Origin of the sequence: Mycobacterium lacus (assembly GCF_010731535.1) — a bacterium.
Lineage (GTDB): Bacteria > Actinomycetota > Actinomycetes > Mycobacteriales > Mycobacteriaceae > Mycobacterium > Mycobacterium lacus.
On sequence record NZ_AP022581.1, the window covers coordinates 5,060,066 to 5,073,129 of the forward strand.

Genomic DNA, 13,064 nt, shown 5'->3' on the forward strand with positions numbered 1-13,064 from the left:
TCAGGACTTCTTCACGAACGCGTCGCGGTGCTCGTCGGACACCCCGGCGAGGTTGAGCTCGAACGTAAAGCCTTGCTCCATGCGGTAACTCGAGTTAACCCGTTGCACGTCGATAAGGTTAAGAGCCTCCTTGGCCGCGCGGATCACCCGGGTGTCCTTGGCGGCGATGTCACGTGCGACCCGCAACGCCGCCTCGTCGAGCTCGGTGCGGGGCACCACCTCGTGCACCGAGCCGAAGTGATGCAGGGTCGCGGCATCGACGGTGGCCGCGGTGAAGAACAGCCGCCGCATCATGTGTTGCGGCACCAGCCGCGACAGATGGGTCGCCGCGCCGAGCGCGCCGCGTTCCACCTCCGGCAGCCCGAAGGTGGCGTCGTCGGAGGCCACGATGACGTCGGAGTTGCCGACCAGGCCGATGCCGCCGCCGACGCAGAACCCGTTCACCGCGGCGATGACCGGAACCGCGCACTCGTAGACCGCGCGGAACGCGGCGAAGCAGCCGCGGTTGGCGCCGATCAGTGCGGTGAATCCCTCGGTGCGCTGCATCTCTTTGATGTCCACGCCCGCGTTGAAGCCGCGGCCCTCGGCGCGCAGGATCACCGCGCGGGTCTCGGGATCCGCGCCGGCGGCCGTCACCGCATCGGCGAGTTCGAACCAGCCTTTGGAGGGAATGGCGTTGACCGGCGGGTAGTCGACGGTAACGGCGACGATGCCCGGTTCCGGGGTGGTGGCTGTGATCGTCACTGGGCACTTCCTAACAGACGGATCGGCTACCCGAAGCAAGCACTTGCTTGGTACACTACCACAGTGACTAGCGCCGTATCGGCCGATGCCGATGCCATCAAGTTGGGGTTGGCCGGGCGGGTGGTCTTAGTGACCGGCGGCGTCCGGGGCGTCGGCGCGGGCATCAGTTCGGTCTTCGCCGAGCAGGGCGCGACCGTCGTCACCTGCGCGCGGCGCGCCGTCGAGGGTCTGCCGCATGAGTTCCACGCCTGCGACGTCCGTGACGAGGGGTCCGTGGTTCGGCTCGTCGACACGATCCGTGAGCGGCACGGTCGCCTCGACGTGCTGGTGAACAACGCCGGCGGATCCCCGTATGCGTTGGCCGCCGAGGCCACGCCCAATTTTCACCGCAAGATCGTCGAACTCAATCTGCTTGCGCCGCTGCTGGTTTCGCAACAGGCCAACAGGCTGATGCAACAACAGCAGGGAGGCGGGTCGATCGTGAACGTTTGCAGCGTCAGCGGTCGCCGTCCCACCCCGGGCACGGCCGCGTACGGCACGGCCAAGGCCGGCCTGGAAAACCTCACCGCCACGCTGGCGGTGGAATGGGCGCCCAAGATACGGGTCAATGCGGTCGTGGTCGGCATGGTGGAAACCGAACAGTCGGAACTGTTCTACGGTGACGCGGAGTCGATAGCCCGCGTTGCTGCCACCGTGCCCTTGGGCAGGCTGGCACGACCCACCGATATTGGTTGGGCCGCAGCGTTTCTGGCTTCCGACGCCGCCTCGTATATCAGCGGCGCGACGCTGGAGGTGCACGGGGGCGGTGAGCCGCCGCCCTATCTGGCCGCCTCGAGCGCCAACAAGTAACGAGTAGAGGAGTAGTGGGTATGGGCTTGGTGGACGGCCGGGTGGTCATCATTACCGGCGCGGGCCGCGGCATCGGCCGCGCGCACGCGTTGGCCTTCGCCGCGGAGGGTGCGCGCGTGGTGGTCAACGACGTCGGTGTGGGGCTGGACGGATCCGCCGGCGAAAGCCCGGCACAGCAGGTGGTCGATGAGATCACCGCCTCCGGCGGGGAGGCTATCGCCAACGGCGACGACGTCGCGGACTGGACGGGCGCGCAGAACCTCATCGAGACGGCAATCCAATCCTTTGGCCGGCTTGACGTGCTGGTCAACAACGCCGGTTTCATCCGCGACCGAATGCTGGCCAACACCAGCGAAGGCGAGTGGGACGCCGTTATTCGTGTGCACCTCAAAGGGCATTTCGCGACGCTGCGGCACGCGGCGAGTTACTGGCGGCGGCAGATCAAATCCGGTGCGGCCGGCCCGGATGATCTTAACGCGCGGATCATCAATACCAGCTCCGCCGCCGGATTGCAGGGCAGCGTCGGACAGGGCAACTACTCGGCGGCCAAGGCGGGCATCGCCGCGCTGACCCTCGTCGGCGCCGCCGAGTTGGGCCGCTACGGGATCACCGTCAACGCGATCGCGCCGGCCGCCCGCACCCGGATGACCGAAGCCGTGTTCGCCGAAACTATGGCCCCACCCGAGGACGGCGGATTCGACGCGATGGCGCCGGAGAACGTCTCGCCACTCGTCGTGTGGCTGGGCAGCACCGAATCCCGCGACGTCACCGGCAAGGTGTTCGAGGTCGAGGGCGGCCTGATCCGCGTCGCCGAAGGCTGGGCGCACGGCCCGCAGATCGACAAGGACGCGAAATGGGATCCCGCCGAGTTGGGGCCCGTCGTCACCGACCTGCTGGCCAAGTCGCGAACGCCGGTGCCGGTTTACGGGGCCTAGTCGATACACCGAACGTGGACGTGCGGCGAAATCTCCGCCGCCGATTCTTCGCCGTGGTTGCACGTCCGGCGACTCAAGGAGCGCAGACGACGATCGGAATCGTCCGGTCGGTCCAGGACTGGTAGTGCTCGAACATCGGATACATGGCCACCAACTGCGGCCAGTAGCGGGCGCGCTCTTCGTCGGTGGCGTCCCGCGCGGCAAGGTCGAGCACTTCTTTCTTGATCCGGACCTGCACTTTGGGGTTGGCCTTGAGGTTGAGGTACCACATCGGGTGTTTGTCGCGGCCACCCGAGGAGGCGCCCAGGATCACGCGGTCTCCGTCGCGCAGGTAGAGCACCGGGCTCACCCTCGGTTGCCCGGTCTTGCGGCCGGTGGTGGTCAGCAGCGCGACGGGACTCTTCTGGAACGTGCCGCCGAGCTTTCCGTCGGTGCGCCGATAGATCCACGTGTTGGCGCGTGCCATCCACTTGATGAATTGGCTGGTCCAGGGCGAGTTCAGGGCGCGTGGCCTTTTCATTTACCCTCCGCTAGTGCTGAATTGCCCGGCTCTCCCCCGCAAGCGGGCGGTACCTTCTCCTCACCCCGCTGCGCGGGCCGCATCGTCGCCGGGCTAGTGCTGAATTGCCCGGCTTCTCCTCACCCCGCTGCGCGGGCCGCATCGTCGCCGGGCTAGTGCTGAATGAAAGGACGCAAACTGGCCCTGATGTGATGGATCAGCCCGTCGTCCGGTATCACGAAGGTTTCGTCAACATGTGACGCGACCCGCCGCCCGCCCAACGAGACCTTGGTCAACACGTCGTACACCGCGCGCACCTCGTCGCCGGTGACGGTGTACTCGGGCCGGGTCGTATCAGCGATGACACGGAACTGCGGGCCGCGATTGAGGCTGCGCCGCAGGTGGTTTCCGGAGAACCCGGTTTTGACGCCCATCTCGATCCGGACGCAATCAGGCGCGAACGGAACGGCGTCGGCGTCATGGCTGACCAGTGCGTCGATATATGCCTGCGCCGCCGCGATGCGGTCGGCCTCCGAGACGCCCATCAGATCCGCTCGATGATGGTGCCGGTGGCCAGGGCGCCGCCGGCGCACATGGTGATCAGCGCTGTGCTGCGATCGGATCGCTCCAATTCGTGCAAGGCGGTGGTGATCAGCCGGCTGCCCGTGCAGCCCACCGGGTGACCCAACGCGATCGCGCCGCCGTTGACGTTGACCCTGGCCATGTCGGGGTCGTGCACCCGCGCCCAGGACAGCACCACGGATGCGAACGCCTCGTTGATCTCGACGATGTCGATGTCGCCGATCTTCATGCCGGCCTTCTCCAGCACCCTCGCCGTCGACTGCACCGGACCGTCCAGGTGGTAGTAGGGTTCGGCGCCGACGAGTGCTTGGGCAACGATCCGGGCTCGCGGGGTCAAGCCGTGTGCCCGTGCCACGGATTCGTCCATCCACAACACGGCCGCGGCACCGTCGGAAATCTGCGACGACGTGCCCGCCGTGTGGATGCCGCCCTCGAGCACCGGCTTGAGTTGGCTCAATCCCTCCATGGTGGTGTCGCGCAGGCCCTGATCACGGGAGACCATGTGACGCTCGGCGGTGGGCTGCTTCTGCTCGTCAAGCACCGGCGCTTCGATCGGCGAGATCTCGCGGTCGAAGCGGCCCTCGTCCCAGGCCTGCTTTGCCTTGGCCTGGGAGGCGTAGCCGAACTCGTCGATGTCCTCGCGGGTGATGCCGCGTCGTTTGGCGATCCGCTCGGCAGCCTCGAACTGGTTCGGCATGTCGATGTCCCACGACTGCGCGCGGATCAGCGAGCGGTCCGGACCCGCGTTGGCACCCAGGCCCACCCGGCTCATCGCCTCGATGCCGCAGGCGATGCCGATGTCGATCGCGCCGATGGCGATCAACCCGGCGATCAGGTGATTGGCCTGCTGGCCACTGCCGCACTGGCAATCGACGGTGGTGGCACCCACGTGCTCCGGTAAACCAGCGGTCAGCCAGGCCGTCCGGCTGATGTTGTTGGACTGCTCGCTGAACTGGGTCACGCATCCGCCGATGACCTGCTCGACGTCTCCGGCGTCGATACCGGCCTTGTCGACCAGCGCCCTTTGCACAGAACCAAGCAGCTCGGTGGAATGCAGGCCTGACAGCCACCCATTGCGTTTGCCGATCGGGCTGCGGGTGGCCTCAACGATTACCGGATTGCCCATGGAGCCAGGCTAGAACACGTTTCATTACTCTGACAAGCGACGATGCCTCGATTCCTTTTCTCTGCGGTGAAGGCATGTTTTACTGGCAGATGAGCATCACTAGGACAACTAGTGTCCTGCCACAAGTCATCGAGGACTGCAGTAAGGAGACATAGCGTGCCCAGCCCCAATCTTCCCCCCGGGTTCGATTTCACCGACCCCGACATCTACGCCGAGCGGCTGCCGGTCGAGGAGTTCGCCGAGCTGCGGGCGGCCGCGCCGATCTGGTGGAACGAACAGGCTCCCGGCAAGGGCGGCGGCTTCCACGACGGCGGGTTCTGGGCGGTGACGAAGCTCAAGGACGTCAAGGAGGTGTCGCTGCGCAGCGACGTCTTTTCCAGCTGGCAAAACGGCGCGATCCCGCGGTTCCACAATGACATCGCCCGCGAGGACATCGATGTGCAGCGGGCCGTCATGCTCAACATGGACGCCCCGCACCACACCCGGCTGCGCAAGATCATCTCCCGCGGTTTCACGCCGCGTGCCATCGGACGGCTGCGCGACGAACTCAACGAGCGCGCCCAGAACATCGCCCGAGAGGCGGCGGCGGCCGGTTCCGGCGATTTTGTCGAGCAGGTGTCCTGCGAGCTTCCACTGCAGGCGATCGCGGGTTTGCTCGGCGTGCCCCAGGAGGATCGCGGCAAGCTGTTCCACTGGTCGAACGAAATGACCGGCAACGAGGATCCGGAGTACGCCCATATCGACCCGAAGGTGTCGTCGGCCGAGCTGATCGGCTATGCGATGAAGATGGCCGAGGAGAGGGCGAAGAATCCGGGCGACGACATCGTGACCCAGCTGGTCCAGGCCGACATCGATGGTGAGAAGCTCTCCGACGACGAGTTCGGCTTCTTCGTGGTGATGCTCGCGGTGGCCGGGAACGAGACCACCCGGAACTCCATTACGCAGGGAATGATGGCGTTCGCCGACCACCCCGACCAGTGGGAGCTGTACAAGAAGGAGCGTCCCGAGACCGCCGCCGACGAGATCGTCCGCTGGGCCACACCGGTCACCTGCTTCCAGCGCACCGCCCTGGAGGATTACGAGCTGTCCGGCGTGCAGATCAAGAAGGGCCAGCGGGTTCTGCTGTTCTACCGGTCGGCGAACTTCGACGAATCGGTCTTCGACGATCCGTTCACGTTCAACATCCTGCGAAACCCGAACCCGCATGTCGGCTTTGGCGGTACGGGCGCGCATTACTGCATCGGCGCCAACCTGGCCCGGATGACGATCAACCTGATCTTCAACGCTGTGGCCGACCACATGCCGGATTTGAAGCCGATCTCGGCGCCCGAGCGATTGCGGTCGGGCTGGCTCAACGGGATCAAACACTGGCGGGTCGACTACACCGGCGCCAAGTGCCCGGTTGCCCATTGATGGATTAAGAGAGCCGCGATGGATTTCCAGCTCACCGCGGAACAACAAGCCGTTGCCGACGTTGTCACGTCGGTTATGGAACGGGACTTGAGTTGGACGGCTCTGGTCGACGGGGGCGTGACGGCGTTGCCGGTGCCGGAACGTCTGGGCGGCGACGGCGTTGGGTTGTCCGAGGTCGGGACGGTGCTGACCGAGGTGGGACGCCACGGCGCCATCACGCCGGCGCTGACGACCCTGGGCTTTGGTGTGGTCCCGCTGCTCGATCTGGGATCGGTCGAGCAGCAGGACCGGTTTTTGTCCGGGGTGGGCAAGGGTGCAGTGTTGACCGCCGCGCTCAACGAGCCGGGTGCGGCGCTGCCCGACCGGCCCGCGGTGGGCTACAACGGCGGCCGGTTGTCGGGCACCAAGATTGGTGTGGGATATGCCGAGTCGGCGGATTGGATGATCGTCACGGCCGACAACGCGGTCGTGGTGGTATCACCAAAGACCGGCGGTGTGCGGCTGGTCCGCACGCCGACGTCGAATGGTTCCGACGAGTACACGGTGACGTTTGAGGGCGTTGCGGTTGACGATTCCGATGTGTTGACGGGCGCTGCCGCGCGTCGGGTAAACCAGTTGGCGCTGGCCATGATTGGTGCTTACGCCGACGGGCTGGTGGCCGGGGCGCTGCGGTTGACCGCGGATTACGTGGCCAACCGCAAGCAGTTCGGCAAGCCGCTGTCGACCTTTCAGACCGTGGCCGCACAGCTCGCCGAGGTCTATATCGCCTCGCGCACCATCGATTTGGCGTCCAAGTCGGTGATCTGGCGGTTGGCCGAGGGTCTGGATGCCAACGATGATCTCGACGTCCTCGGGTACTGGCTGACGTCGCAGGCGCCGCCGGTGATGCAGACCTGCCACCACCTGCACGGTGGGATGGGGATGGACATCACCTACCCGATGCACCGGTACTACTCGACGATCAAGGACCTGACCCGGCTGCTGGGCGGGCCTTCACATCGTCTCGACCGGGTGGCGATCGCAAGCGCGGCGGAGCCGGGCGCGGCGGGTCGCCACCCAGACGACCCGGTGGGAGCGCAATGTTCATCGAACTGACCCCGGAGCAGCGGCGGCTGCAGGCCGAGATACGACAATACTTTTCAAATTTGATCTCGACCGACGAGCGCGAGGAGATGGAGAAGGATCGCCACGGCGCCGCCTACCGCGCGGTGATCCGGCGGATGGGCCGGGACGGAAAGCTCGGCGTCGGGTGGCCAAAGGAGTTCGGCGGCTTGGGCTTTGGCCCGATCGAGCAGCAGATCTTCGTCAACGAGGCCCATCGGGCCGACGTGCCGCTGCCCGCCGTGACGCTACAGACCGTGGGCCCGACCCTGCAGGTGTACGGCAGCGAGATGCAGAAGACGAAGTTCCTGCCCGCGATCCTGGCCGGTGAGGTGCACTTCGCGATCGGTTACACCGAACCGGAGGCGGGCACCGACCTGGCGTCGTTGCGCACTACCGCGGTGCGCCACGGCGACGAGTACATCGTCAACGGCCAGAAGATCTTCACCACCGGTGCGCATGATGCCGACTACATCTGGCTGGCCTGCCGTACCGACCCGGAAGCCGGTAAGCACAAAGGCATTTCCATACTGATCGTCGACACGAAGGATCCCGGCTACTCCTGGACGCCGATCATCCTGTCCGACGGCGCCCACCACACCAATGCCACCTACTACAACGACGTGCGGGTGCCGGCCGACATGCTGGTGGGCGAGGAGAACGACGGCTGGCGGCTGATCACCACCCAGCTCAACAACGAGCGGGTGATGCTGGGCCCGGCGGGTCGGTTCGCCGCCATCTACGACCGGCTGCACGCCTGGGCGTCCAAGCCAGGTGGCGACGGCGTCACTCCGATCGATCATGCCGACGTCAAGCGCGCGCTGGGCGAGATTCATGCGATGTGGCGGATCAACGAGTTGCTCAATTGGCAGGTAGCGGCGGCAGGTGAGGATATCAACGTGGCCGACGCCGCGGCGACGAAAGTCTTTGGCACCGAACGTGTTCAGTACGTCGGGCGGCTCGCCGAGGAGATCGTCGGCCGGTATGGCAACCCGGCCGAGTCGGACACCGCGGAGCTGATGGGCTGGTTGGACTCCCAAACCAAGCGCAATCTGGTGATTACGTTCGGCGGCGGAGTGAACGAGGTCATGCGCGAGATGATCGCCGCATCCGGTCTCAAGGTACCGAGGGTGCCCCGATGACCGAGGTGACCGACATCCACGAAGCCGTCGCTCAGATCAAGGCGGCCGGTGGTAGCAAACCGCGCGCCGGCCGGGACCCGGTGAACCAGCCGATGATCAACAACTGGGTGGAGGCCATCGGCGACCGCAATCCCATTTATGTGGATGAGGCCGCGGCGCGCGCTGCCGGTCACCCGGGAATTGTCGCTCCGCCGGCGATGATTCAGGTGTGGACGATGTACGGCCTGGGCGGGGTCCGTCCGAAGGACGATCCGCTGGGGCCCATCATCAAGCTGTTCGACGATGCGGGCTATATCGGCGTGGTGGCCACCAACTGTGAGCAGACCTATCACCGGTATCTGCAGCCCGGCGAGGAAGTCAGCATCACCGCCGAGCTTGCCGACGTGGTGGGGCCCAAGCAAACCGCCCTCGGCGAAGGTTTTTTCATCAACCAGCACGTCGTGTGGCGGGTTGGTGACCAGGATGTGGCCGAGATGAACTGGCGGATCCTCAAGTTCAAGCCCGCCGGATCGGCTGACGCGGCTATACCGGGCGATCTGGACCCTGATGCGATGATGCGGCCGTCGTCGTCGCGCGACACCGCGTTCTTCTGGGAAGGGGTGAAAGCCCACGAGTTGCGGATTCAGAAGCGGCCGGACGGCAGCCTGCAGCACCCGCCGGTGCCGGCGGTGTGGCAGGACAAGTCGGCGCCGATCGAGTATTGCGTCGCGAGTGGTCGCGGCACGGTGTTCAGTTTCGTGGTGCACCACGCGCCGAAGGTGCCTGGTCGCACTTTACCTTTCGTGATCGCGTTGGTAGAGCTCGAGGAAGGCGTGCGGATGCTGGGCGAGTTGCGCGGTGTCGACCCGTCTCGGGTCGAGATCGGAATGCCGGTGCGGGCGACCTATATCGATTTTCCGGAGTGGAGCCTCTACGCGTGGGAGCCTGACGAATGACGGCTGTTGGCACTGTGCTGCCGGAGCTCAAGCTCTACGGGGATCCGACGTTCATCATCTCAACGGCCCTGGCCACCAGGGACTTCCAGGATGTGCACCACGATCGGGACAAGGCTATTGCCAAGGGGTCAAAGGACATTTTTGTCAACATCCTTACCGACACCGGGCTGGTGCAGCGTTACGTCACCGATTGGGCCGGGCCGTCGGCGTTGATCAAGTCGATCGGGCTGCGGCTGGGCGTACCATGGTACGCCTACGACACGGTGACGTTCTCCGGTGAGGTGACGGCCGTGGAGGACGGTGTGATCACGGTAAAGGTGCTGGGCCGCAATAGCCTTGGTGATCATGTCATCGCCACGGTGAAGTTGACGATTGGAGGCGCCTAGTGGGCCCCGCGAGCGGGAGGTACCTCCAGTCCGGCAAGGCCGCCATCGTCGGCATTGGCGCCACCGACTTCTCGAAAAACTCCGGTCGCAGCGAGCTGCGGCTGGCGGCCGAGGCGGTGTTGGATGCATTGGGCGACGCGGGCCTAAGCCCGGCCGACGTCGATGGTCTGACCACCTTCACGATGGACACCAACACCGAAGTCGCCGTCGCACGTGCGGTCGGTATCGGCGAGTTGAAGTTCTTCTCGAAGATCCACTACGGCGGCGGCGCCGCGTGCGCGACCGTCCAGCATGCGGCGATGGCCGTCGTGACCGGGGTGGCCGACGTGGTGGTGGCATACCGGGCGTTCAACGAGCGGTCCGGCATGCGGTTCGGCCAGGTGCAGACGCGGCTGACGGAGAATGCCGATTCGACGGGCGTGGACAATTCGTTCTCGTATCCACACGGGCTTTCGACGCCGGCCGCGCAGGTCGCGATGATCGCTCGACGGTATATGCATCTTTCCGGTGCTTCTAGCCGGGACTTCGGCGCGGTGTCGGTGGCCGACCGCAGGCACGCCGCCAAGAATCCGAAGGCGTACTTCTACGAGAAGCCGATAACCATTGAGGACCACCAGAATTCGCGCTGGATTGCCGAACCGTTGCGGCTGCTGGACTGTTGCCAAGAGACCGACGGCGCCGTCGCGATCGTGGTTACCTCGCTCGAGCGGGCGCGCGACCTCAAGCAGAGGCCGGCGATCATCGAGGCGGCCGCGCAGGGCTCGAGTCCCGACCAATACACGATGGTCAGCTACTACCGGCCCGAGTTGGATGGCCTACCGGAGATGGGCCTGGTGGGCCGGCAGCTGTGGCAGCAGTCGGGGCTCGCGCCGGCCGACATCCAGACCGCCGTGCTCTATGACCACTTCACGCCGTTCACCCTGATTCAGTTGGAGGAGTTGGGATTTTGCGGCCGGGGGGAAGCCAAGGACTTCATCGCCGACGGCGCGATCGAGGTGGGCGGGCGGTTGCCCATCAACACGCACGGGGGTCAACTCGGTGAGGCCTACATCCACGGCATGAACGGAATCGCGGAGGGCGTTCGGCAACTGCGCGGCACCTCGGTGAATCAAGTACCCGACGTCGAGCACGTGCTCGTCACCGCGGGGACCGGGGTGCCGACCTCCGGTCTGATTCTGGGTTAGGGTTTGCCGCCTTTGCCCGCAGGCGCTGAAGTGACGGTGGCCGAACTCTATGAAATGCTACCGCCGCGATGGCTGGTTTATCGGTTCCCATAGGAAGCAAACCTCACAAGACTCAGGAGTCACTTGAGTCGCTAGAGGAGGGCGGCGGTGCCTTCGCCAAGTCGATGGCGCATGTGATACCGCGTCGCCCATGAACCACTACACCTACCGCGCCGAATGGTCGCCTGAGCATGGCGAATACGTTGTCCGGTGCATCGAGTTGCCGTGGCTGCTGCGATGGGCTCCGACCCTGCAGCAGGCTACGGCCGCTGTCGAGCGAGCCGTCGACGAGCTCATAGCGGAGCGTAAGGCGGTTGATGAGGAACTGCCGGCGCCGCTGACCGAACGGCAATACAGCGGCAGGTTCGTGGTGAGGACTGTCAGCGGTCACGCAATTCCCCAGGTTTGAGGGGTTGTCCGTCACGGAATTCCCCACCCTGGCTGTCAGGTAATTCCCCACCCTGGGCGGTGTGTCTGCCGGGTGTGGGCCTCGCACACATGTTCGCTCTTGATCCGTCGGAGTACGGCGGACGAAGGGGCACTGATGGCGAGGAGAGATATCGAGATGTTCGATCTGATCGAGTTGTACACGCATTGGCAGGCTGGTCGCTCACAGGTGCAGTTGTGGCAGTCGCTGGGGATGGATCGTAAGACGATCCGCAAGTATCTGGCCCCGGCGGTCGCCGAGGGCATTGGCCCAGGCGGAGAACCGCTGAGCGCCGAGCAGTGGGCGGCGCGGATCGCGCAGTGGTTTCCCGGACTGGATGATCGCGGCGCGCGGGCATCGACGTGGCCGTTGATCGACCGGCATAGCGACCGGATCAGGACTGGCTGCACGCCGATGTTACGGTCGCCACGATCGCGCAGCGGCTACGTGACGACCATCAGGTCGACGTGTCGGAGTCCTCTGTGCGGCGTTGGGTGGCAATGAATTTCGCCGATGAGGTGGCTCGTGCTCGGGTGAGCGTGCCGCGCGGCGAAGTGCCGCCGGGCAGCGAAGCGCAGATCGACTACGGCCGGTTAGGAATGTGGCTGAACCCGGCCACAGCCAAGCGAGTCGCAGTGTGGGCGTTTGTCATGGTGCTGTCGTGCTCGCGGCACCTGTTCGTTCGCCCTGTGGTCAGGATGGACCAAACCACCTGGTGCACTTGCCATGTCGAGGCATTCGAATTCTTCAATGGTATTCCGGCCCGGCTGGTGTGCGACAACCTCAAGACCGGGGTGGACAAGCCCGACCTATATGACCCGAAGATCAACCGCACCTACGCCGAGCTGGCCGCCCACTACGACTGCTTGATCGACCCGGCCCGGGCGTTCAAGCCCAAGGACAAACCTCGTGTCGAGCGGCCGATGCCGTATGTGCGGGATTCGTTCTGGCGGGGCCGCGAGTTCACCTCGCTGGCTCAGATGCAGGGCGAGGCGGCCCGGTGGAGCCGGGAGGTGGCCGGGCTACGACATTCACGGGCCCTCGACGGCGGCCAGCCGCTGCGGGTGTTCGAAGCGATCGAGGCCGATACGTTGAAACCGTTGCCGCGCCACGCGTTCGAACTCACCACCTGGTCTATCGGCACCGTGGGGGTCGATACGCACCTCAAGGTCGGCAAGGCCCTCTACAGCGTGCCATGGCGGCTGATCGGGCGGCGCCTGCACGCCCGCACCGCCGGTGACATCGTGCAGATCTTTGCCCACAACGAGGTCGTCGCCACCCATGTGCGGCGGGCCTCGGGCGCTCCACCGACTTCTCCCACTACCCGCCGGAGAAGGTCGCCTTCGCGATGAAAACCCCACCTGGTGTCGGCACACCGCCGCCCAGGTCGGCCCCGCCTGCGAAGCGGTGATCGCCGAATTCATGCGCGACAACGCGATCCACCACCTGCGCTCGGCGCAAGGAGTGCTCGGGCTGCGCGACAAGCACGGCTGTGATCGGCTCGAAGCCGCCTGCGCCTGCGCGATCGCCGTCGGCGACCCGGCGTATCGGACCATCAAGGGCATCCTGGCCGCCGGCACCGAACACGACGCCACCACCGCCGAACCGGCCACCGGCGCCGCCGCCACTACCGCGGCGTTCCTGCGTGGCCCCGACCAGTTCGCCACCGGCGACACCGGCGGAGTCGGCTGAAAGTCACCCG

General features: G+C 65.6%; 13 protein-coding genes and 1 pseudogene. 10 read left to right on the forward strand and 4 right to left on the reverse strand.

What is annotated here, in order from left to right:
* On the reverse strand, nt 1–744 hold the full coding sequence (echA20, locus tag G6N24_RS23450; protein WP_085162349.1) for a (7aS)-7a-methyl-1,5-dioxo-2,3,5,6,7,7a-hexahydro-1H-indene-carboxyl-CoA hydrolase: 744 nt from the start codon (nt 742–744) through the stop codon (nt 1–3).
* Nucleotides 745–807: 63 nt separating this feature from the next.
* Here echA20 and G6N24_RS23455 point away from each other — a divergent pair, with 63 nt between their 5' ends.
* Together G6N24_RS23455 and G6N24_RS23460 are read left to right on the forward strand one after the other, a co-directional pair.
* A complete protein-coding gene (locus G6N24_RS23455) occupies nt 808–1,593 on the forward strand; it encodes an SDR family oxidoreductase (RefSeq protein ID WP_139822563.1) in 786 nt (261 codons plus the stop codon).
* Between the two features lie 20 nt (nt 1,594–1,613).
* Nucleotides 1,614–2,528, forward strand: a complete 915-nt coding sequence (locus tag G6N24_RS23460) for an SDR family oxidoreductase (protein ID WP_085162348.1) — start codon at nt 1,614–1,616, stop codon at nt 2,526–2,528.
* A 73-nt stretch (nt 2,529–2,601) separates the two neighbouring features.
* On the opposite strand, the gene G6N24_RS23465 is transcribed toward G6N24_RS23460, so the two are convergent.
* From G6N24_RS23465 to G6N24_RS23475, 3 genes are all read right to left on the reverse strand, one after another.
* Nucleotides 2,602–3,048: a nitroreductase family deazaflavin-dependent oxidoreductase gene (locus tag G6N24_RS23465; RefSeq protein WP_085162347.1), complete on the reverse strand. Its 447-nt coding sequence runs from the start codon at nt 3,046–3,048 to the stop codon at nt 2,602–2,604.
* A 152-nt stretch (nt 3,049–3,200) separates the two neighbouring features.
* The gene (locus G6N24_RS23470; protein ID WP_085162346.1) at nt 3,201–3,572 is read right to left on the reverse strand and encodes a nuclear transport factor 2-like protein; all 372 of its coding nucleotides are present in this window, start codon (nt 3,570–3,572) and stop codon (nt 3,201–3,203) included.
* The gene (locus G6N24_RS23475) at nt 3,572–4,735 is read right to left on the reverse strand and encodes a steroid 3-ketoacyl-CoA thiolase (RefSeq protein WP_085162345.1); all 1,164 of its coding nucleotides are present in this window, start codon (nt 4,733–4,735) and stop codon (nt 3,572–3,574) included. The genes G6N24_RS23470 and G6N24_RS23475 overlap by 1 nt, the downstream gene beginning before the upstream one ends.
* A 156-nt stretch (nt 4,736–4,891) precedes the next feature.
* Here G6N24_RS23475 and G6N24_RS23480 point away from each other — a divergent pair, with 156 nt between their 5' ends.
* The 8 genes and pseudogenes from G6N24_RS23480 (at nt 4,892) to istA (ending at nt 13,054) form a co-directional block, all read left to right on the forward strand.
* Nucleotides 4,892–6,148 carry a cytochrome P450 gene (locus tag G6N24_RS23480; protein WP_085162344.1) on the forward strand — a complete coding sequence of 419 codons (1,257 nt, stop codon included), beginning with the start codon at nt 4,892–4,894 and terminating at the stop codon, nt 6,146–6,148.
* Nucleotides 6,149–6,166: 18 nt separating this feature from the next.
* Nucleotides 6,167–7,243, forward strand: coding sequence for an acyl-CoA dehydrogenase family protein (locus G6N24_RS23485; RefSeq protein ID WP_085162343.1), 1,077 nt, complete (start codon nt 6,167–6,169; stop codon nt 7,241–7,243).
* Nucleotides 7,228–8,391, forward strand: coding sequence for an acyl-CoA dehydrogenase FadE29 (gene fadE29, locus G6N24_RS23490; RefSeq protein ID WP_085162342.1), 1,164 nt, complete (start codon nt 7,228–7,230; stop codon nt 8,389–8,391). Before G6N24_RS23485 ends, fadE29 begins: the two co-directional genes overlap by 16 nt.
* On the forward strand, nt 8,388–9,326 hold the full coding sequence (locus G6N24_RS23495; protein WP_139822561.1) for a bifunctional MaoC family dehydratase N-terminal/OB-fold nucleic acid binding domain-containing protein: 939 nt from the start codon (nt 8,388–8,390) through the stop codon (nt 9,324–9,326). The genes fadE29 and G6N24_RS23495 overlap by 4 nt, the downstream gene beginning before the upstream one ends.
* Nucleotides 9,323–9,712, forward strand: a complete 390-nt coding sequence (locus G6N24_RS23500; RefSeq protein WP_085162341.1) for a MaoC family dehydratase — start codon at nt 9,323–9,325, stop codon at nt 9,710–9,712. The genes G6N24_RS23495 and G6N24_RS23500 overlap by 4 nt, the downstream gene beginning before the upstream one ends.
* Nucleotides 9,712–10,896, forward strand: a complete 1,185-nt coding sequence (locus G6N24_RS23505; protein ID WP_085162340.1) for a lipid-transfer protein — start codon at nt 9,712–9,714, stop codon at nt 10,894–10,896. The genes G6N24_RS23500 and G6N24_RS23505 overlap by 1 nt, the downstream gene beginning before the upstream one ends.
* Before the next feature lie 190 nt (nt 10,897–11,086).
* Nucleotides 11,087–11,344: a hypothetical protein gene (locus G6N24_RS23510; RefSeq protein WP_085162339.1), complete on the forward strand. Its 258-nt coding sequence runs from the start codon at nt 11,087–11,089 to the stop codon at nt 11,342–11,344.
* Between the two features lie 156 nt (nt 11,345–11,500).
* A pseudogene (istA, locus tag G6N24_RS23520) lies at nt 11,501–13,054 on the forward strand (IS21 family transposase).
* Nucleotides 13,055–13,064 lie beyond the last annotated feature (10 nt).